Consider the following 20,633-nt stretch of genomic DNA (forward strand, 5'->3'; position numbering starts at 1 on the left):
AATTAAGCTTCTCCATTTGGCCTTACATAAGGAATTTTCTTTTTTGTTAAATTAATTACGAGTTGTAACATTGAATTACCTCCATCGCAAACTTCAAACCACTCATCTAAAGATCCTAAATCAGAACAATTTCTATTTGTCCAATATGCATGAACAAATACTAATTTATCTCCTTTATTATTCATACAAGGCGATAAAATGTAACCATATTGTTTAAAATTAGGTAACTTTTTCAACTTATACTTTCCTTTATTTTGGTTTCTATTATATTTTTTAAAACCTTCTTCTATAAGTTTTTCAACATTTTTAATGTTGTTAACAGATAATTTATATTCTTTTAAAGCTTGATAAAAACTATAGTTCAGCTCATTATTCAAATACAACTTCTTTAACTCATCGATAGACCTTTCTTCATAACATAATTTCTGACTACAATTATAAAAAAGGAACAAAAAAGCAATCAAAATCATTTTTTTCATTTCATAGCTTTTTTATATTAAATCATTTCTTCTCCCACTCTAATGTTTCCATCATATGAATCATATCATTCTTAATATATTCAACTGCTGGTAAGATAGAATCATAATTAGGTTTGGTATAAAAAAACAAAGACCCTTTTAAAAAATGTTTACTACTATCAGTAGCATGAAACTGTACTTGAGAAGCTGCATTTCCTAATATTTGATACACACTGCCATAAACTTTTTTATTAGGATTAGAATACTCTACTGGCGCGGTAATCTGATCGGCTTTGATAGCGTGTTCAAAAACTAGCTTTTCAGACTCCATTAACAACTCTCTTAAGTTGTTTTGTATTGGACGATATGTAATATCAACTGAAGCTTTTAACTTAGGATACTGAACTTTAATCCAATTTTGAGGTAAATTTTTAATTGTTGTGTTTTTAGCTACATCAAAACGATAAGGCCTACTATCATTTAATTTATTATATCCTAACTGTGGATACTCTAAACTTAAATATCCTTTTGGTTTTGGTAACGTTTCATTACCACAGCTTACTAATAACATTACTAAAATTAGTAATAAGAATTTATGCATTTCGTGTTGCTTTTACTTGTTTTATACGTTTTTTGTCAATTACCTCTATAGTAAACGTATACTTACTAAAATTTATTTTCTCTCCTTTCTTAGGAAACTTACCTGATATTTCAAGAATAAAACCAGCTATTGTTTCACTTTCCCCTTTTGCTTCTTCAAACTTATCTACATCATCATCTTCTAAAACTCTACAAAAATCTTTAATCGTTATTTTCCCTTCAAAAACATAATTATCTTCATCTAGTTTAGAATAGGTTAAATCATCATCATCAAACTCATCATTTATATCTCCAACTATTTCTTCAATAACATCTTCTAAAGTAACTATCCCACTTGTTCCGCCATATTCATCAACAACAATTGCTAAGTGTTTTTTCTGCTCTTGAAATTCGCTTAACAAATCATCAAGTTTTTTATTTTCTGGAACAAAAAATGGATCTCTAATTAATTTTTGCCATTTGAATGTTTTCTTATTCAAATGCTCTAATAAATCTTTTGCATATAAAACCCCTCTAATATTATCTATGTTTTCATTATACACAGGGTTTCTTGAGTAACCATTTTGTAAAATAGTTTTTAAAACTTCTTCGTATGATGCATCATCAGCAATAGCACAAACATCTGTTCTTGGCTTCATAATTTGCACAGTTTCTGTATTACCAAAACTTACAATTCCTTCTAGTATCTTTTGTTCATCTTTTGTTGTTGCTCCTTCAGAGGTTAACTCTAATGCTTGTGATAGGCGTTCTACAGATAAATTATTATTTTTATTACCTAACTTATTTTCAACAATACTAGTAAGCTTAATTAAAGGCGTACTTAAAGGTGTTAAAATAACACTTAAAAACTGCAATGGCCTCGCCATAAAACTAGCAAACTGTAGCGATTTTCTACTCGCATATACCTTAGGCAATACTTCTCCAAATAGTAAAATTAAAAACGTTACAAAAACCACTTCAACAAAAAACTTAACCCAGCCTGTAAGTCCCTTGAAAAACACTTCCCCTAAAGACGCAAAAATTAAAACAATAAGAATATTAATAAAGTTGTTCGTTATTAAAATAGTTCCTAATAATTTCTTAGGCTTATTTAATAGTTTTACAACAATATTTTCTCCTTTTGAACTAGATTTTAAGTCATCCAGTTCCGTTTGAGATATTGAAAAAAAAGCTATTTCTGTACCAGACACTAAAGCCGAACAAATTAACAATGAGAGTAACAGTAAACAGTTAAGAGTTGTTAATAAGTCGATACTTGATAATGCTAAAAATAAAGATTCGGGTTCTGGGTCCAATTTTTAAATTTTAATTAAACTAAAATGGTAAATCATCGTCTTCTTGTGGAGCTACATTAGGAGTTGGTTTACTACTTTCTTGAGTTGGTGTAGGATTCATATTTGAAGGCACACTATTAGGATCTTTTTTAGTTGATAAAAAAGTCATGTCTTGCACTTGAATTTCAGTAGTATATCTTTTTTGACCATCTACCTCATATTGACGTGTTTTAATTCGTCCTTCACAATATACACGGTCTCCTTTTGTTAAATATTTCTCACAAATTTCAGCTAATTTATTACGTACTACAATATTATGCCATTCTACATTTGTTATTCTTTCTCCTGTTTGTCTATTGGTATATGTTTCATTTGTAGCTAAAGGAAAACGCCCTACAGAATTACCTCCTTCGAAATAATGCATTTTTACCTCATCTCCTAAATGACCTATCAAAATCACCTTATTAATTGTTCCTGCCATAGCTAAAAAATTAGTGTAAAATCAAATATACAAAAATTACAATGCCTCACTTAAATATTCATTTAAAAACTTATCTATTAATATAGGTGTAGGATATTTTTTCACCTGATTCCAATCTACTGTTTCTCCTTCTACTTTCTTTGTTTTTACAATCCAAAACTTAGTAAACAAATGTTGATGCGACAGTTTATGCACTATATCCTCCTTATTAAATAAAGACATCGTCGTTTTATCAGAAAATAATTCTAAAAACTGTTTATGTTCTATTAGTTCTTCTTCTGAAATAGACATTTTAGCTTCTAAAAGAGGAAATTCATATAAACCTTGCCAAATACCTTTACCAATCCTTTCATTAAATAAGGTTTTATTATCATCAGTAACAACTACTAAATAATTAAAATAACGCTTTTTAACTTTAATTTTCTTCTCTTTAACAGGTAATTCTTTCACTAATTTTTTCCCAAATGCCACACAACTTTCAGACACTGGGCATTCATCACATAACGGGTTTTGTGGCTTACAATGCAAGGCACCAAAATCCATAATTGCCTGATTATATGTTCCTGGCTGATTGACGTCAATTAACGTCCCTGCTAATTCCTTAAACTCCTTTATTCCTTTAGTAGAATTAATGGGTGTACTTATCCCAAAAAAACGAGACAAAACTCTATACACATTACCATCAACTACTGCTACTGGTTCATCATAACAAATAGACGCAATAGCAGACGCTGTATAATCACCTACACCTTTTAATTTTAATAACTCCTTATAATTATTTGGAAAAACTCCTTTCAATTCATCACTTATATATTTGGAGGTAAAATGCAGGTTTCTTGCTCTAGAATAATACCCTAAACCTTGCCATAGTTTAAGCACTGTACTTTCATCTGATTTAGCTAAATCAAACACTGTTGGAAATGCTTCTGTAAATTTTAAAAAATACGGCAAACCTTGAGCAACTCGAGTTTGCTGAAGCATAATTTCACTCAACCAAACCTTATAAGGGTCCTTTGTTTTACGCCAAGGCAAGTCTCTTTTATTTTGTAAATACCAGTAAATTAGTTGTTTAGATAAAATCATTTATGTAAATTGGGTAAGCGAAAATAGTGCATTTTATTTAGATTTTTTTATTCTTATTTTTTTCGGAATAGATTAATTATCATATATTTGCACCCTCATTTTTAAAAATAAATTCAAAATATATATAGAATGACAAAAGCAGATATCGTATCTAAGATTTCAGATAAGAGTGGAATTGAAAAAGCAGATGTTTTAGCAACTGTTGAAGCATTTATGGACGAAGTAAAAGATGCACTTGAGAGTGGAGATAATGTATATTTAAGAGGTTTTGGTAGCTTTATCATCAAGACTAGAGCAGAAAAGACTGGTAGAAATATCTCTAAGAACACTACTATCAAGATACCTGCACATAACATTCCTGCTTTTAAACCTTCAAAAGTGTTTACAGAGGGTGTTAAGACTAAAGTATCTGTAAAATAATAAAACAATATTAACCAAAACCTTTGTTTAAAGGTTTTACAAAACATTTCAATTATGCCAAGTGGTAAAAAAAGAAAGAGAGCAAAGATCTCTACTCACAAAAGAAAGAAAAGAGCAAGAGCAAATCGTCATAAGAAAAAGTAAGCTAACGCTTACTTTTTCGTTGCTTTTATAGCTTACGTTCATTGACATTAAGGTTTTAACACCTTAAAATGGTATATAATTTATACCTGTTTACAAATTAACCCGTCTACGATTAATCGTTGGCACAAAACCAAATTCAGAATGAAAACAGAATTAATAATTCGTTCAAATTCTTCTGATATTGATTTCGCCTTATTAAGAGATGGTAGACTTACTGAATTAAATAAAGAAACAAGCGATAATAAATTTTCAGTCGGAGATATTTTTCTTGCTAAGATAGGAAAGGTAATGACTGGTCTTAACGCTTCCTTTGTAAATGTTGGGTATCCTAAAGATGGTTTTTTACACTACCATGACTTAGGTCCACAAGTACAATCTTTAAACAAATTCATTAAGAAAGTAAGCACAGGTAATTATAAAGAATTCACTTTAAAAAACTTCCGTTTTGAAGACGACATCAACAAAGATGGAAGCATTAATGATGTACTAAAATCAGGTCAAAATTTATTAGTACAAATTGTAAAAGAACCTATTTCTACCAAAGGTCCGAGAATTAGTTCGGAATTATCAATAGCAGGTAGATTTTTAGTTTTAGTTCCTTTTTCAAACAGAGTATCAGTATCGCAAAAAATAGCTGATCCAAAAGAAAAAGAACGTTTAAAAAAATTAGCAAAAAGTATCAAACCAAAAGGGTTTGGACTTATTTTACGTACTGTTGCCCAAGGAAAGAAGGTAGCAGAACTAGATAAAGATTTACAAAATTCACTTGATCGTTGGAAAACAATGTGCAATAGTATTGCAAATCAAAATACACCAACTAAAATACTGAGTGAATTAAACAGAGCATCTTCTATTTTAAGAGATGTTATGAACGATTCTTTTACAAGTATTATCACCAATGATGAAGCCCTAAAGGTTGAAATTAAAGAATATTTACAAGAAATATCACCTGACAAGGAAAACATTGTGAAACTACACAAATCTGACACACCAATTTTTGAAAAATATGGTATCGAACGTCAAATAAAAACATCATTTGGAAAAACAGTTTCCATGAGTAAGGGAGCTTATTTAGTTATAGAACATACTGAAGCACTACATGTTATTGATGTAAATAGCGGAAATCGTTCTAACAAAGCTTTAAGTCAAGAAGAAACTGCTTTAGAAGTCAATTTAATAGCCGCTAGCGAAATAGCTCGTCAGTTACAGTTACGAGATATGGGTGGAATTATAGTTGTTGACTTTATTGATATGAAAACTGCCGAAAACAGACAGAAATTATATCAACATTTAAAAGAAGCTATGTCTTTAGATCGTACAAAACATAAAATTTTACCTCCGAGTAAATTTGGTTTAGTGCAAATTACAAGACAACGTGTACGACCTGAATTACACATAAAAACACGTGAACCAAACCCTAACAAAAACGGTGAAGTTGAAGCTCCTATTGTTTTAGTAGATAAAATAGAAGCTGAATTAGAACGCATAATTAATAGCGGTAAAAAGTACAAGGAAATTACATTAAACGTACATCCTTTTATAGCTGCATATTTAACAAAAGGCGTTAATTCAATTCGTTTTAAGTGGTTTGTTCAACACAAAAAGTGGATTAAAATATTACCTAGAGATGCTTATCAATACCTACAGTATAAATTCTTTTTAAAGAAAAAAAAGAAGAGTAAGTAAGGCAATCTTATTATGAAATAAAACCTCATTTTATTAATAAAATGAGGTTTTTTTATGTCTTAAAACCAGAAACCTAAATTAAATAACCAGTACTTTTCCTTATGATCTGGCGACCATGTATACTTTAATTCTATTGGACCTATAAGTGTTTCTGCACTATAACCTAAAGCGTAACCTGATTTTGTATTATCAAATAAACTTGCCCCTTTAAAAACATTTTCTTCAACACGAGCATAGTTTGCAATAAACACCGCATAATGTTTATAATTATTAAAAATCTGATACCTTAGATTAAACTCTGACCTTAAAAATGACTGGTCATTTAATGCTCCTGTATCATAACCATATAAAGGTGTGAAATTATTAATATAGTTTTGATTATATCCTCCTAAACGGAAATCAAACATTTGAGAAGACTTTTTTCCTAATGTAAATCCAGCTTCTGAAATATATTGAAACGTAAATTTATCATAAAAAGTAGTTGCAAAACCTAAAGTTCCTTTTATCTGTGAAAACTGCCTAAAGGGATCACTTCCTTGTGCAAACCTAGAAAGCCTACTATTTCTATCTGACCATATAAACCACTTAAATCCTATATCGGCATAGAAACCTTCTGTAGGAAACATTTCTTTATTATACGTATCTAATTTTAAAAAAGAATACCCATTTATATAGTTACTAAAATCAAATATCGTTTCCTGTCCATTAGTTAAAACATTTTCAGAACTAACTTTAATATTCTTATGCTCTAAACCAACACCAATAGCAAACTTTTTATCCATTGTAGTTTGCAAATAAATTCGATTACTAAAATCTCTATATCTAATATTAATTAAATTGTTATTAAATAAAAAATCACTAGTAAAAGTATTATACCTAGACTGAAAACCATAACTAGGTATTAAGCCATTATCGACAAAATACTCAAAATCATATCTAATTTTATCACCAACACCAATATCTAGTGACAACTCATCATTTTGTAGGAATAACTTTTTATAGTTATAATTTAGTAATACTGCAGATTTATAAAGCAAGTCGTAATGTACTCCAAAACGTAAATAAGATTGTATTTTTTCTTCTTTTACCGTTAACACAAGTTTCTTTCCTCTAGCAGATTTTTCAAAATGGTAATCTATTCTTTTAAAGTTTTTTGAAGCTGTTAGTGTATTAATTTTCTTTGAAATATCTTTATAGGAAACACTATCTCCTTCTCTCAATTGCATCTTTCCTAAAATATGATTATTTGTATAATTTTTATTTCCTTCTATCACAACCTTATCTATTAAAAACTTCTCATTTGTAAATTTAAGCACAGGTCTTTTCTTTTTATATGTCTGTAACTTAGCAATACTATCAAAAACAACTTTATAAGATTTTGCTTTTTCAATTCCTTTCTCTATAATTTCTCCTTTTTGATCGAAAGAAATTACACTGTACTCTAAAATATCTGGACGTATATAAATATTCAACAATCGTGTTTGTTCATCAGACTTTTTATACATCTGAAAGTTCACAATCTGCATCAATAAAGATGCTATTGAAGATAATTCTTCTCTTTTCAACAATTGTCCCTGAACACTAACTCCAATAACTAGATCTAAACCTTTTCTCCTCATTACATCAACAGGAAAATTATTTACCACTCCTCCATCAACCAACAATTTTCCATCAATTTCTACTGGGTTCAGCAAAGAAGGAAAAGCTGCACTAGCTCTTAAAGCTAAAGGCAAAGAACCGCTCTCTAAAGCTTCTTCCTCACCTGTTTCTATATTTGTAGCAATACAATAAAATGGAATTGGCAACTTAGAAAAATCAACGACATCATCAACTGGCGCTAATAATTCTGTTAAGTAATTAAGTACATTTTGCCCTTTCGACAAACCCAATGGCAATCCAATACTACCTCCTTTAATTGGCAATGTAATCGCATACTTTTCGCCATGCTCTTTATTAAAAAGAGATTTTTCTCTTCTTGAAATTTTATCTTGAAGTAATGTTATAAAATCAGTATCTAAAACTATTTTTTCTATTTGACTTGCCGAGTAACCAGAGGCGTATAATCCGCCAACTATTGATCCCATACTAGTTCCTCCAATATAGTCTAAATGTACTCCTGATTTTTCTAGCTCTTTTAATATTCCAATATGAGCAAATCCTTTTGCACCACCACCACTTAGCACTAAACCAACTTTAGGCTGATTTTGTCCTAGCATAAGCATTGGAAAAAATAATAACAGTAATAATTTTCTCATCCTTTTTCTTTCTCTTTTTGATAGTATTGATAAATCTTTTGTGCTCTCGATAAACCAACCACTTCTTTTAAGTCATCTAAGGTAGCTTCTTTTACTCTTTTGGCTGATTTAAATTTACGTAAAAGATTCGTTATCGTTTGTTTACCTATATCTGGAATTTGTTCTAATTCCGACTGAATAGCACTTTTACTTCTTTTATTTCTATGAAAAGTAATTCCAAACCTGTGCGCTTCGTTACGCAAGTATTGAATTATTTTTAGACTCTCTGACTTTTTATCTAAATATAGCGGAACACTATCTCCTGGATAATAAATTTCCTCTAATCTTTTAGCAATTCCTATAATAGCTATTTTTCCTCTTAACCCTAATACATCTAAACTCTTTAATGCAGATGATAATTGCCCTTTTCCACCATCTATTACAATTAATTGAGGTAAAGGTTGATTTTCATCTAACAATCGTTTATATCTACGATAAACAACTTCCTCCATAGAAGCAAAATCGTCTGGCCCTTCAACTGTTTTAATATTGAAATGACGGTAATCTTTTTTGCTTGGCTTACCATCTTTAAAAACAACACAAGCTGCTACTGGATTAGTTCCTTGAATGTTTGAATTATCAAAACACTCAATATGTCTTGGCTCTACATGCAAACGTAAATCTTTTTGCATTTGAGCCATAATTCGTTTTACATGACGATCAGGATCTACAATCTTTATTTGTTTAAATTGTTCTTGTCTATAATATTTTGCATTGCGTTCAGACAATTCAACAATTCGTTTTTTATCTCCTAACTTAGGTACCGTAACTTTTATTTTCTCACCTAAATCTACTTTAAAAGGCACAAATACTTCTCTTGATAAAGAATTGAATCGATTACGTGTTTCAACAATAAATAATTCTAACAACTCTTTATCAGTTTCATCTAATTTCTTTTTGATTTCGGTTGTATATGATTGAACTATAGAACCATTCATTACCTTAAAGAAATTTGCATACCCGTGAGTTTCATCAGAAATAATTGAGAACACATCTACATTATTTATTGATGGATTTACAATTGTTGACTTTGCTTGATAGTTTTGTAATGAGGCTAATTTATCTTTAATTTTTTGCGCCTCTTCAAATTTCATTTCAGAAGCAAAATCGAGCATGATATTTTGTAATCGCTCTAAACTTTCTTTAAAGTTTCCTTTAATAATGTTTCTAATACCTCTAATATCATCCATGTAAGCATCTTCATGTTGATATCCTTCACAAGCACCTTTACAATTACCTAAGTGATACTCTAAACAAACCTTGTACTTCCCAGAATCTATTTTCTCTTGATGTAAATCGTAATTACAAGTTCTTAGAGGGTATAATTCCTTAATTAAATCTAACAAAGCATGTACAGTTCTCATATTGGTATAGGGACCAAAATATTCAGAACCATCTTTAATAACTCTTCTAGTTGAAAACACTCTAGGAAAACGTTCTTTCTTAATACAAATCCATGGGTATGATTTATCGTCTTTTAGCAAAACGTTATATCTAGGTTTGTATTTTTTTATTAAGTTATTTTCAAGCAACAAAGCATCTGTCTCAGTATCAACAACAACATGCTCTATTCGTACAATTTTTTTAACTAAAACTCTCGTTTTACCATTTTCATGATTCTTTGTAAAATATGATGAAACACGCTTTTTTAAATTTTTTGCTTTACCCACATAAATAATTACATCATCCTTATCAAAATATTGATAAACTCCTGGAGATGTAGGCAGCGTTTTTACTTGAAGTTCTAATGAATTTGGCATACAACGAAAATACGATTTTATACAGATATTTACGCTGCTATACGTACTTTTACATCAATTTTCATTCACAAAACAATGCAACAACCTATTTCATTTTACAAAGAAGAAATAAATAGCTTAAATACAGCACTTGCCAAACTTAAAAAACAGTTGTTTTACACCCGTATTTTAAGACTTATAACTTTTTTAGCTATTGCTTTTTCTATCTATTTTGCATTAACAGGAGTAAAAATGCTTTTTATTGGTAGTTTTTTGGCTATAATTTGCTTTGTTTTTTTAATTCTTAAACACAATCAATTAAAAGAAAATATAAGACTTACTCAAGCTAAACTCAAAATTAACCAAGATGAAATCGATGCCTTAAAAGGTAATTACTATTATTTTGTAGAAGGGTATAATTTTGTTAATCCAGATCATTATTTTAGTAATGATATTGACTTATTTGGAAATGGTTCTTTTTTTCAATACCTCAATAGAACTGCAACACTAGAAGGAAGAAAATTACTAGCTACTACTTTAACAAGTAATGATATTTCTAATATTGAAGAGAAACAGCAAATAATAAAAGAACTATCATTAAAAGCAAAATGGCGTCAACATTTTACAGCCCTTGCTAGCTTAATTCAAACAAAAACCTCAACATCTGCAATTGTAAACTGGATACACAACTACGAACAAAAACTTCCATCTTTTTTAAAAGTTTCAGCGTACGTATTTTCATTTATATCACTTGTTTTAATTGGTTTATTAAGTTTTAGCTTCATTCCATTTTCTGTTCTTTTAATTTGGTTTTTTATTGGTTTATCAGTTACCGTTTCTTTTATTAAAAACACTCAACAATTATCAATAGAAACAGGAAAAGCAAAAGATACATTTAATCAATACTATCAACTTCTAGAACAAATAGAAAACGAACAATTTTCTAATATAACACTAAAGGAAAAACAAGAAAAAATTCGATTAAAAGACAAGAAAGCTTCAGCTATTTTTAAAGAGTTTTCTAAAAAACTAGATGCCTTTGACCAACGAAATAATATTATAATTGCTCTAATAGGTAACGGTTTATTTTTATGGGATATTCGTAATTCTATTCAAATAGAAAAATGGATTTCCACCTACAAAAACACTGTTGAAGAATGGTTTAGTGTAGTTTCTTTTTTTGATGCACAAAACTCATTAGCAAATTTTACTTTTAATAAATACGATTATGTATTCCCAAGTATTAAAAAAGAAAAAAACGTTATAAACGCTAAAAGCCTAGGACATCCTTTATTAGATTCTTCTAAAAGGGTTGATAATAACTTCACCATAGATAAAGAACAATTTTTTATTGTTACCGGAGCAAATATGGCTGGTAAAAGTACTTTTTTAAGAACTGTTTCTTTATCTATAGTTATGGCTAATTGCGGTCTCCCTGTTTGTGCTAGTGAATTTAATTATAATCCTATAAAACTAATTACTAGCATGCGAACTTCAGATTCATTAAGTGAAGATGAATCTTATTTTTATGCTGAATTGAAACGTTTAAAATTTATAGTAAACGAAATCAAAACCGAAAACTATTTTATCATTTTAGATGAAATTTTAAAAGGAACCAATAGTAAAGATAAAGCCATAGGATCTAAAAAATTTGTTGAAAAACTAAACAATTCAAATTCAACTGGAATTATAGCAACACATGATGTGAGTTTATGTGAATTAGCAAGTGAATATAAAACTATTGAAAACTATTATTTTGATGCTGAAATTTTAAATAACGAACTTCATTTTGATTATAAAATGAAAGATGGGGTTTGTAAAAATATGAATGCTTCTTTTTTACTCAACAAAATGGAAATCATATAACATGACTATATCATAAGTTAATTTTTATATAACTATGATAAATGACAGCAAATAATTGACTCATTAATCCATATCTTTACAGTATGAGTAAACTTATTGACAATTTTGGAAGACAAATTAGTTATGTTCGATTGGCTGTAACCGATCGTTGTAACCTTCGTTGTCAATATTGTATGCCTGCTCATGGAATAGATATTGTTCCTAGAAAAGAGCTTTTGAGCTACAAAGAAATGTACCGAATTATTCGTGTACTTACCGAATTAGGCGTTAATAAAGTAAGATTAACAGGAGGAGAACCATTTGCTCGCAAAGACTTCATGTCTTTCTTAGAAATGTTATCTTATAACGATTTGTTAGATGCTATTAACATTACTACAAACGGAGCTTTAGTTTCAAAACATATTCCTACCTTAGAAAAACTTGAAAAAATTAAGAATATCAATTTAAGTATTGATAGCTTACATTCTGATAAATTTGCTAAGATTACGCGTCGTGATGTATTTCCTGAAGTATATAAAACTTTTGAACTATTAGAAAAAAGTTCGTTGAATTTAAAACTAAATGTAGTAGTACAATCAGGATTTAATACTGATGAAATTAATGATTTTGTTGCTTTAACTAAAGACAAAAATATAGCTGTTCGTTTTATTGAAGAAATGCCTTTTAACGGGAAAGGGCAACGCGACACTCAAGAAAACTGGAATTACACTAAGATTTTAAACGAAATAAAGTCGGTATACGATGTAAAAGCAATTATTTCAGAAAAATCATCAACATCACGTAATTTTTCTATTGAAAATCACCAAGGGACTGTAGGAATTATCCCTGCTTTTACCAGAACAATTTGCAACGATTGCAACCGAATAAGAATTACTTCAACTGGAACTTTTAAAAATTGTTTGTTTGACGATGGTGTTTTTAATCTGCGCGACTTTATTAGAAATGGTGCTAGTAATGAAGATTTAAAAGAATTGTTTTTATCCTTAATTAAAGAAAAGCCAGAAAACGGTTTTGTTGCCGAAGCCAATCGTAAAAAAGGAAATGTAAGCGAAAGTATGAGTACTATTGGTGGTTAAAAATTATATAAAATGAATGCCAAAGATTTTGTTGAACTTTTTCATAATGAAAAACAAGATTTATTAGAAGAGTATTTTTCTAAAAACTCACAAACTGAGGTTAAGAAATTAATAACTTCATTAAACTTGAATGATGAACAATATAGAATATTATTTAAAGTTTTAGACACCTCTTTAACTGATGCTTTTTATACAATTCTCTTGGGTTTAGATGGAGCTGTCTCTATAGGAGGAAAACAATATCTATATGATATAAGAGATGAAAAAGGGAAACAGATAAGCAGTGGAGATATTGAAGCCTATGCTTATGAGTATTTTCATTCTAAATAGAATAACTTACAAATGATAACAACACAAGAAGCAAAACATATCATATTAGAAAACACTCAGAATTTTGGTATTGAAGAAATTCCTTTTATGCAATCTGCTGGTCGTGTTTTAAAAGAAAATATTGTTGCCGATAGAGACTTCCCTCCTTTCAATCGTGTTGCTATGGATGGAATTGCAATTAATTATTCCTTTTTTAAAAACGGACAAAGAAACTTTAAAGTTGAAGGAATACAGCCTGCTGGCAGTAAACAATTATCCATGCAACAAGATAATAACTGTATAGAAGTTATGACTGGAGCTGTTTTACCTAACAATTGTGATACTGTAATTCGCTATGAAGATGTTGATATAGCAAATGGAATTGCAACCATTAATGTGGATACAATAAACAGTCAGCAAAACATTCATCAAAAAGGAAAAGACAAAAAGCAAGGAGCAATTTTAGTTTCTGAAAATACTATTATTTCTCCTGCGGAAATTGGAGTAATTGCAACTGTGGGAAAAGCTAATGTAAAAGTTGCCAAACAACCCAAAGTACTTATTATTTCTACTGGTGACGAACTAGTTGATGTACATGAAACTCCTTTAGATTATCAAATAAGAAGATCAAACGTTTATACTTTAGTTTCTTTATTAAGCAAACTGAATATTCCTTCAGAAACCAAACACTTAACAGACAATAAACAGGTTTTAAAGGAAAAGGTTTATAACTACCTACAAGAATACGATGTACTATTATTTAGCGGAGCTGTAAGTAAAGGAAAGTTTGATTTTTTACCAGAAGTATTATCAGAGTTAAAAGTAGAAAAGCTATTTCATAAGGTGGCTCAACGACCAGGAAAACCATTTTGGTTTGGCTTTGCAGATGCTTTAGATATGGGAGAGAAAAATGTTTATCAAAACTCAGAAAACAAAAAAAACACAGTTGTCTTTGCCTTCCCAGGAAATCCAGTATCTACCTTTGTAAACTGTATGGTTTATTTTTATCCATGGTATAAAAAATCGGTAGCCATAGAAGATAACATACAAGAAGCAATACTATCTGAAGATATAACTTTTAAACCAAATCTGACATATTATTTACAAGTCAAATTAGAAAACAAAAACGGAACATTATTCGCTAAGCCAGTAAAAGGGAATGGTTCTGGTGATCTAGCTAGTTTGGTCGCTGCAGATGGTTTTATAGAACTTCCTAAAACCAAAGAGGTAATATTTAAGAAAGGGAGCGTTTTTCCGATAATTAATTATAAATTTTAATTTTACAAAGTGAACAACTTTACCCATATAAACGAACAAAATCAGCCTAAAATGGTCAACGTTTCTGATAAAAAAATCACGAAACGAACTGCTATTGCAAAAGCAACCATGTATTTAGGTACCGAAATAATTTCTCATTTTAATAATGAAGAATTAATTACTAAAAAAGGCCCAGTTTTTCAAACAGCTATTATTGCTGGTATACAAGCGGTAAAAAAAACATCAGATATCATTCCTATGTGTCATCCATTACTAATCAATGGGGTTGATATTAACATTAATATAATCGATACAGAACATATTGAAGTGCTTTGTAAAGTTACTATTGAAGGGAAAACAGGTGTAGAAATGGAAGCATTAACTGGAGCTTCTGCAACTTGTTTAACAATTTACGATATGTGTAAAGCCATTAATCAAGAAATGGTGATTAAAGAAGTGAAACTATTAGAAAAAACTGGGGGTAAATCTGATATTAAAAATGGATAAAAAACATCAAAAACACGCAAATATTACCAAAAAGTATAATGACACTTTTGCTACCAATGAAGTTGCAATTTTAGGAGCTAAATGTGGTATAATTGCCGATTTAGTATATAAAGTTTCTGAAAATTTAGCTACTTATAACTTAGCTTATTTTGATGCTTCACACGCTAAAGATGTATCATTAAACACTTTATCAGAATATACTTTTCATCATGAAGGAAATTTACAGTTGAATACTGTATCTAGCATTAATAAATTTGAACAACGATTACAGTTTATAAACCACGACTTTGTTTTCATAAATGGTAATCACTATCAAGGATCAAAACAAATATTAATTTTAGATAGAGAAAAAGAGGCTTCTATAAAAAAGCGAATGGATCAAATAACAAACATTCAATTTGTTATAAAATTGAATCCAGATACTCCATATTTCGATTGTTTAAAAGAAAAGTTTCCTCATATAGAAAACATTACAAGTTATTCAATTGATGAAGTAGATAAAATTACAAAACACATTCATAATTTAATTAAAGAGAATATTGCTCCTATTAAAGGATTGGTATTAACAGGTGGTAAAAGTACTCGTATGGGTACAGATAAATCTGAATTAAATTATTATGGCAAACCTCAAAAACAATTTGCTAAAGAATTATTAGAATCTAATCGTTTAGAAACCTATTTCTCAGTTAGAACAAATTCTGAACATACTGATGAAATCCATGATACCTTTTTAAATTTAGGGCCTTTTGGTGGTATTTGTTCAGCATTTCAAAAAGATCCAAATTCAGCTTGGTTGGTTTTAGCTACTGATCTTCCTTTTGTAAATAATGCATTAATTCAGTTATTGTTAGAAAAAAGAAACCCAAGCAAATTAGCAACAGCTATAAAAGGAAAGGATAAGGAATTTCCTGAGCCATTAATTACCATATACGAACCAAAAGCCTATAGCAAATTATTACAATATTTAGCTCAAGGTTATTCATGTCCTCGTAAAATGTTAATCAATTCTGAAGTAGAAATTATTGAAGTAGATGACAATCTAATTAGAAATATTAATACTCCAGAAGAATTTGAACTTGCTAAAAAAGAGATTAATGGATAAAGAATTACATGTATTTAGTTCTGAAGAAGCCTTAACCATTTTTAAAGAATCGTCTATTGATGGGGATACCTTATTTTTTAATGAAAAACTTACTGAAGGCCCTCTTACAAAAGATGTTTTTTCAGACGAATTCTGGTCTGAACGTTATTCATTTTTTGAAAACAGGTATGAAACTCCAAGAATAGCATATTTTGATGCTACTATAAAACCCATATTGCAATTAGAAGATGTAAGCGAATACTCAGAAGTTGTATTATGGTTAGATTACACTAAGGCTTCTCAAATTAACTTAATAGCTTTGGGAAGCTTCTTAGCTCAAAATTTTTCAAAAAACACGCAATATTTTTTAGTTTGCTCAGGAAAACACAAAGGAAAATCAGCCCTTCAAAAGCTAACTAATTATACCTCATCAGAATTTCCTATTCTATATAATTATAAAGTAAAAATTACTTTACCAAACTTAGAATACTTACAAAAATGCTGGGAAGCTTATGCTACAAAAAACAGTCTTTTCAAATATGATGAGTTTACTAACAAATTCAGATACTTAAAAGACGCTTTAACCAATTAAAAAATTACGCTACCATATCTTTTACATGATGCTTTCTAAACTCAGTAGGTGTAGTATTTGTTAACTTTTTAAATGCATGATAAAAAGTAGCTTTACTATTAAAACCAACATCAATTGCAATAGCAAAAATGGTGTCTGGTTTTTTAACTAGTAATCTTTTTTTTGCCTCATCAATTCGGAAACCGTTAATATAATCGGAGAAACTAATATTTTTATTCTCATTAATTGCTTGAGAAATATGTGGGACGGAGGTTTCTAATCTTTCTGATAATGTATTTATCTTTAATTCGGGAGACAAGAACATTTTTTCTTCGGTAACTAACATATCAACTTTTTGGAATAACTCTTCAGAATTACTTAATGAAGAATTCCTGTATTTCTCCTTAACGTTTTTAGGTAAATCATTATAATCACCAGTAAAAGCAAATACCGGAAAATACATCAGAGAATACACAAACACAAAGAAATAGACAGTATAAACAATAGGCTCTATCATAAAAATAATATCCAAGCTACCTATATCAAACAATACCAATATAGCTTGAATCATTAAAAACAAGATTACCGCAAAGTTGATAAAAAACAACAGATTAATCCATTTAAAATAAACCTCTCGTTTGGTATTTAATGATACAATAAGTGGAGTTGTTTTAAACAAAACAAATGCTCGATAAATAAAAAATATGTTTAATAAACAAGAAGCTATATAATCGTAAATAGCATAGATTATAATAGGTGTATAAGGTTTCTTTAATAACAAATCCATCGCTTCTCGATTACCAACCACTTTTACTATATAAAGAAAAAACCAAGTTTTAAAAATACCATAAACAAGTACTAATAATACAATAGGTTTAAATCTTATTTTTCTATCAATAACCGACGCACAGAAATAATAAAATGAGATTCCTACAAAAGTAAAAGAGATGAAAGAAATAAAACTTATATATAACGGAGCCTCATAATGATTTGTATCAATATAGTTTCCAATAGAAATCATAGTATAAAGAAATACAACTAAGGCTAAACTATATTTTGCTACATTATTTTTCCCAAAACTATTTTTAGTTTGTACTATAAAGAAAGTTAAAAAACACCCTAAAAGGGCACTTATAATGGGAAAGGCTTTTATTATACTCATAGACTCGTTAAATTCATTTACAAAAATACATTTCTAAATATAATTTTATCTATTATTATAAAATTACACACAAAAAACACATTAACCATTAATTATCAGAAACTTACATGCTTCTCGATTTTATCTAATATTATAAAGTTAAACTTCAAACTCGTTACAAAGCGCTAGTTTTGCCCCTAAGTTTTTTATTATTATATTTATAATTGAACACTTATAATATTTCTCCCCTTTTATCTCCCTGTTGAATTAAAAATCAAATTAAAAACAACTAAAAAATGAGAAAATTTTTTCTTTTTCTATTATTTTTAAGTGTAACGTTTTCCTACGCTCAAAAAAAGAAAAACTACAACATTGGTATCTTATTGGATAATGCAACCACCGAATTAGAACCTCTGTTACAAAAACTAAAAACCCAAATTAAAACAGTAGTAGGAGAAGATGCTACAATTGCATTCCCAACAAATAGCTTACTAATTAACGATTACAATTTAGAAAAAGCTAAACAAAACTACAATACGTTACTAAACAATACTACCGATATTATTTTAGCTTTTGGTGTTGTAAATAGTAAAATAATTGAAGCACAAACAGCATACAAAAAACCAACTATTTTATTTGGTGCTATTAATAAAGATTTTAATTCAATAGATGTTACAAAGGTTACTTCTGGAGTTAAGAACTTTACCTATTTAATAAACTCGCAGTCTTATTTAGACGATTTAAAAAAGTTAAAACAACTTACTAACTTTAAAAAGGTAGGTATTGTAGTAGAAGCTCCTTTTGCTAATCTTCTTCCTCTAAAAGAAACTTTTGATAGAGAACTAAAAGAAGTTGGAGCTACCTACAAACTAATTCCTTTTAAAACGGTAAATGATATCACTACTAACCTTGATGATATAGATGCAGTATATATTGCTGGTGGATTTTTTTTAACTGAAAACGAAACAAAACAAATAGCAAATGCATTAATCGATAAAAAACTACCATCATTTACCATAAATAGTATAAACGATGTTGAAAATGGGATTATGGCAACAAATCAATCAGAAGATAATTCTGATCAGTTTTTACGACGAGTATCTTTAACTGTAGAAAGCTATATAAATGGTACACCTTTAGCTGACATGCCTGTTTATATAGAGTTTAGCCCAAGATTAACGATTAATTTTAATACTGTAAGCGCTATTGGTATTCCTATAAAATACAGTTTATTAAACGATACTGATTTTGTTGGAGAGTTTAACGACATTAATGCTGAAAGAAACTACAACTTACTTTCTGTAATGAAACAAGTTTTAGGAGACAACTTAACATTACAAGCAACTAAAAAGAATATTGATTTAAGCGAACAAAAAGTAAAAACCGCTAAAAGCAATTATTTACCAAATCTAACGGCTACAGCAACTGGAACTTATATTGACCCTAAAATCGCTTCAAACGGAAACCCTGAGTTTTCAACTGGGGGAAATGTTACATTACAACAAACTATTTTTTCTCCAGCTGCAAGTGCAAACATCACTATACAAAAGAACCTTAAAAAAGCAGAAGAAGAAAATTATAATGCCGAACAGTTAAATACAATTTTCAATGCTTCGAATGCATATTTTAATGCTTTGATACTAAAAACAAATGTGCAAATAAGAATGCGTAATTTGGATTTAACAAAGAAAAACTTACAAATAGCTAAAGAAAACTTTGAGGCTGGACAATCTGATAAATCAGATGTATTGCGTTTCCGTAGTGAGTTAGCACAAAACACACAAGCGATGATACAAGCTATAAATCAATTGGAGCAAGGATTTATAGGTTTAAATCAGTTATTAAACAATCCTTTAGAAATGCGAATTGAAATAGATGACGCTGAATTAGATAAAGGATTATACAAAGATTATAAATACACACAACTTACAGAATTGTTAGATAACTCTACAACTCGTGAACCGTTTATTTCTTTCTTAGTAGAAGAAGCTAAGAAAAACGCTCCCGAATTAAAATCGTTAGACTATAACTTAAAAGCAACAGAACGCAACATCAAATTAAGCGGAAGTAATCGATTTTTACCAACTGTAGCTTTGCAAGGGCAATACAATCGTACATTTAACAGAAGTGGTGTTGGAAGCACACTTCCTGGTGGTGCTTCATTTATTAATGGAAATTACAATGCAGGAATTAATTTAACCATTCCTATTTTTAATCAAAACCAAAATAACATTAACAAACAAACAGCAATAATTCAAAAAGATCAAATAGAGGTCAATCGTCAAAACAGTGAATTAAATATTGCTGCCAATGTAAGAAATGGAGTGTTGAATTTAGTGAATCAAATTTCGAATATTGAATTATCTAAAGTATCAGAAGAAACTGCAAAAGAGTCTTTAGAATTAATACAATCTTCATATCAAGAAGGAGCGGTAACATTTGTACAACTAATAGATGCGCAAAACAATTATTTAAACGCACAATTAGCAAAAGCAAATGCTGTATATAATTTCTTAATTAATGCAGTACAGTTAGAGCGTAACATTGGTTACTATTTCTTATTACACACTAAAGCCGAAAACGAAGATTTTACACAACGTTTTCAAAATTACTTATTAAACAAACAATAACAACTCAACCATAAAA

Annotated in this window: 18 protein-coding genes; 10 read left to right on the forward strand and 8 right to left on the reverse strand. The window is 29.3% G+C overall.

All coding sequences use genetic code 11. The annotated features are described in order from the left end of the window. Positions 1–2: 2 nt before the first annotated feature. From ACOQN8_RS05490 to mutY, 5 genes are read right to left on the reverse strand one after another with little or no spacing between them, the layout of a single operon-like run. Complete coding sequence (locus ACOQN8_RS05490) at positions 3–479, reverse strand: hypothetical protein (RefSeq protein WP_420551916.1); 477 nt, start codon at positions 477–479, stop codon at positions 3–5. Between the two features lie 22 nt (positions 480–501). Then, positions 502–1,059, reverse strand: coding sequence for a gliding motility lipoprotein GldD (gldD, locus tag ACOQN8_RS05495; protein ID WP_420551917.1), 558 nt, complete (start codon positions 1,057–1,059; stop codon positions 502–504). Further along, positions 1,052–2,353, reverse strand: coding sequence for a gliding motility-associated protein GldE (gene gldE / locus ACOQN8_RS05500; protein ID WP_420551918.1), 1,302 nt, complete (start codon positions 2,351–2,353; stop codon positions 1,052–1,054). The genes gldD and gldE overlap by 8 nt, the downstream gene beginning before the upstream one ends. Positions 2,354–2,372: 19 nt before the next feature. Further along, the gene (locus ACOQN8_RS05505) at positions 2,373–2,813 is read right to left on the reverse strand and encodes a single-stranded DNA-binding protein (RefSeq protein WP_150898195.1); all 441 of its coding nucleotides are present in this window, start codon (positions 2,811–2,813) and stop codon (positions 2,373–2,375) included. A gap of 36 nt (positions 2,814–2,849) precedes the next feature. Further along, the gene (gene mutY, locus ACOQN8_RS05510; RefSeq protein WP_420551919.1) at positions 2,850–3,896 is read right to left on the reverse strand and encodes an A/G-specific adenine glycosylase; all 1,047 of its coding nucleotides are present in this window, start codon (positions 3,894–3,896) and stop codon (positions 2,850–2,852) included. 129 nt (positions 3,897–4,025) lie between these two features. Between mutY and ACOQN8_RS05515 the strand changes: the two genes are divergently transcribed. Both ACOQN8_RS05515 and ACOQN8_RS05520 read left to right on the forward strand, forming a co-directional pair. Next, positions 4,026–4,316: an HU family DNA-binding protein gene (locus tag ACOQN8_RS05515; protein WP_068702156.1), complete on the forward strand. Its 291-nt coding sequence runs from the start codon at positions 4,026–4,028 to the stop codon at positions 4,314–4,316. Between the two features lie 285 nt (positions 4,317–4,601). Next, on the forward strand, positions 4,602–6,146 hold the full coding sequence (locus ACOQN8_RS05520; RefSeq protein WP_150898193.1) for an Rne/Rng family ribonuclease: 1,545 nt from the start codon (positions 4,602–4,604) through the stop codon (positions 6,144–6,146). A 59-nt stretch (positions 6,147–6,205) separates the two neighbouring features. Here ACOQN8_RS05520 and ACOQN8_RS05525 read toward each other — a convergent pair whose 3' ends face one another. Together ACOQN8_RS05525 and uvrC are read right to left on the reverse strand one after the other, a co-directional pair. Beyond that, entirely contained in the window at positions 6,206–8,401 is a 2,196-nt protein-coding gene (locus ACOQN8_RS05525) for a patatin-like phospholipase family protein (RefSeq protein ID WP_420551920.1), read from the reverse strand. Continuing rightward, positions 8,398–10,200 (reverse strand): excinuclease ABC subunit UvrC, encoded by a 1,803-nt coding sequence (uvrC, locus tag ACOQN8_RS05530; RefSeq protein WP_420551921.1) that lies wholly within the window; start codon positions 10,198–10,200, stop codon positions 8,398–8,400. Before uvrC ends, ACOQN8_RS05525 begins: the two co-directional genes overlap by 4 nt. A 75-nt stretch (positions 10,201–10,275) precedes the next feature. On the opposite strand from uvrC, the gene ACOQN8_RS05535 reads away from it, so the two are divergent. The 7 genes from ACOQN8_RS05535 (at position 10,276) to ACOQN8_RS05565 (ending at position 16,867) form a co-directional block, all read left to right on the forward strand. Next, a complete protein-coding gene (locus tag ACOQN8_RS05535) occupies positions 10,276–12,045 on the forward strand; it encodes a MutS-related protein (protein WP_420551922.1) in 1,770 nt (589 codons plus the stop codon). An 83-nt stretch (positions 12,046–12,128) separates the two neighbouring features. Further along, on the forward strand, positions 12,129–13,121 hold the full coding sequence (gene moaA, locus ACOQN8_RS05540; protein ID WP_420551923.1) for a GTP 3',8-cyclase MoaA: 993 nt from the start codon (positions 12,129–12,131) through the stop codon (positions 13,119–13,121). A gap of 12 nt (positions 13,122–13,133) precedes the next feature. Next, entirely contained in the window at positions 13,134–13,451 is a 318-nt protein-coding gene (locus ACOQN8_RS05545; protein WP_420551924.1) for a hypothetical protein, read from the forward strand. 12 nt (positions 13,452–13,463) lie between these two features. Next, positions 13,464–14,708, forward strand: a complete 1,245-nt coding sequence (locus ACOQN8_RS05550; protein ID WP_420551925.1) for a molybdopterin molybdotransferase MoeA — start codon at positions 13,464–13,466, stop codon at positions 14,706–14,708. Between the two features lie 9 nt (positions 14,709–14,717). Then, on the forward strand, positions 14,718–15,194 hold the full coding sequence (moaC, locus tag ACOQN8_RS05555) for a cyclic pyranopterin monophosphate synthase MoaC (RefSeq protein ID WP_420551926.1): 477 nt from the start codon (positions 14,718–14,720) through the stop codon (positions 15,192–15,194). Further along, the gene (locus ACOQN8_RS05560; protein WP_420551927.1) at positions 15,187–16,296 is read left to right on the forward strand and encodes an NTP transferase domain-containing protein; all 1,110 of its coding nucleotides are present in this window, start codon (positions 15,187–15,189) and stop codon (positions 16,294–16,296) included. Before moaC ends, ACOQN8_RS05560 begins: the two co-directional genes overlap by 8 nt. Next, positions 16,289–16,867, forward strand: coding sequence for a DUF1835 domain-containing protein (locus ACOQN8_RS05565; RefSeq protein ID WP_420551928.1), 579 nt, complete (start codon positions 16,289–16,291; stop codon positions 16,865–16,867). Before ACOQN8_RS05560 ends, ACOQN8_RS05565 begins: the two co-directional genes overlap by 8 nt. 4 nt (positions 16,868–16,871) lie before the next feature. Here the strand turns inward: ACOQN8_RS05565 and ACOQN8_RS05570 are convergent, their stop codons facing one another. Continuing rightward, the gene (locus ACOQN8_RS05570; protein WP_420551929.1) at positions 16,872–18,008 is read right to left on the reverse strand and encodes a helix-turn-helix domain-containing protein; all 1,137 of its coding nucleotides are present in this window, start codon (positions 18,006–18,008) and stop codon (positions 16,872–16,874) included. A 275-nt stretch (positions 18,009–18,283) separates the two neighbouring features. Here ACOQN8_RS05570 and ACOQN8_RS05575 point away from each other — a divergent pair, with 275 nt between their 5' ends. Further along, complete coding sequence (locus ACOQN8_RS05575; protein ID WP_420551930.1) at positions 18,284–20,617, forward strand: TolC family protein; 2,334 nt, start codon at positions 18,284–18,286, stop codon at positions 20,615–20,617. The last annotated feature ends 16 nt before the right edge of the window (positions 20,618–20,633 follow it).

It is taken from the genome of Tenacibaculum aiptasiae (assembly GCF_965221665.1).
Lineage (GTDB): Bacteria > Bacteroidota > Bacteroidia > Flavobacteriales > Flavobacteriaceae > Polaribacter > Polaribacter aiptasiae.

Coding starts and splice junctions, on each gene's coding strand:
- ACOQN8_RS05490 (WP_420551916.1), bottom strand. CDS start 479: ATGAAAAAAATGATTTTGATTGCTTTTTTGTTCCTTTTTTATAATTGT.
- gldD (WP_420551917.1), bottom strand. CDS start 1,059: ATGCATAAATTCTTATTACTAATTTTAGTAATGTTATTAGTAAGCTGT.
- ACOQN8_RS05505 (WP_150898195.1), bottom strand. CDS start 2,813: ATGGCAGGAACAATTAATAAGGTGATTTTGATAGGTCATTTAGGAGAT.
- mutY (WP_420551919.1), bottom strand. CDS start 3,896: ATGATTTTATCTAAACAACTAATTTACTGGTATTTACAAAATAAAAGA.
- ACOQN8_RS05515 (WP_068702156.1), top strand. CDS start 4,026: ATGACAAAAGCAGATATCGTATCTAAGATTTCAGATAAGAGTGGAATT.
- ACOQN8_RS05520 (WP_150898193.1), top strand. CDS start 4,602: ATGAAAACAGAATTAATAATTCGTTCAAATTCTTCTGATATTGATTTC.
- ACOQN8_RS05525 (WP_420551920.1), bottom strand. CDS start 8,401: ATGAGAAAATTATTACTGTTATTATTTTTTCCAATGCTTATGCTAGGA.
- uvrC (WP_420551921.1), bottom strand. CDS start 10,200: ATGCCAAATTCATTAGAACTTCAAGTAAAAACGCTGCCTACATCTCCA.
- ACOQN8_RS05535 (WP_420551922.1), top strand. CDS start 10,276: ATGCAACAACCTATTTCATTTTACAAAGAAGAAATAAATAGCTTAAAT.
- moaA (WP_420551923.1), top strand. CDS start 12,129: ATGAGTAAACTTATTGACAATTTTGGAAGACAAATTAGTTATGTTCGA.
- ACOQN8_RS05545 (WP_420551924.1), top strand. CDS start 13,134: ATGAATGCCAAAGATTTTGTTGAACTTTTTCATAATGAAAAACAAGAT.
- ACOQN8_RS05550 (WP_420551925.1), top strand. CDS start 13,464: ATGATAACAACACAAGAAGCAAAACATATCATATTAGAAAACACTCAG.
- ACOQN8_RS05560 (WP_420551927.1), top strand. CDS start 15,187: ATGGATAAAAAACATCAAAAACACGCAAATATTACCAAAAAGTATAAT.
- ACOQN8_RS05565 (WP_420551928.1), top strand. CDS start 16,289: ATGGATAAAGAATTACATGTATTTAGTTCTGAAGAAGCCTTAACCATT.
- ACOQN8_RS05570 (WP_420551929.1), bottom strand. CDS start 18,008: ATGAGTATAATAAAAGCCTTTCCCATTATAAGTGCCCTTTTAGGGTGT.
- ACOQN8_RS05575 (WP_420551930.1), top strand. CDS start 18,284: ATGAGAAAATTTTTTCTTTTTCTATTATTTTTAAGTGTAACGTTTTCC.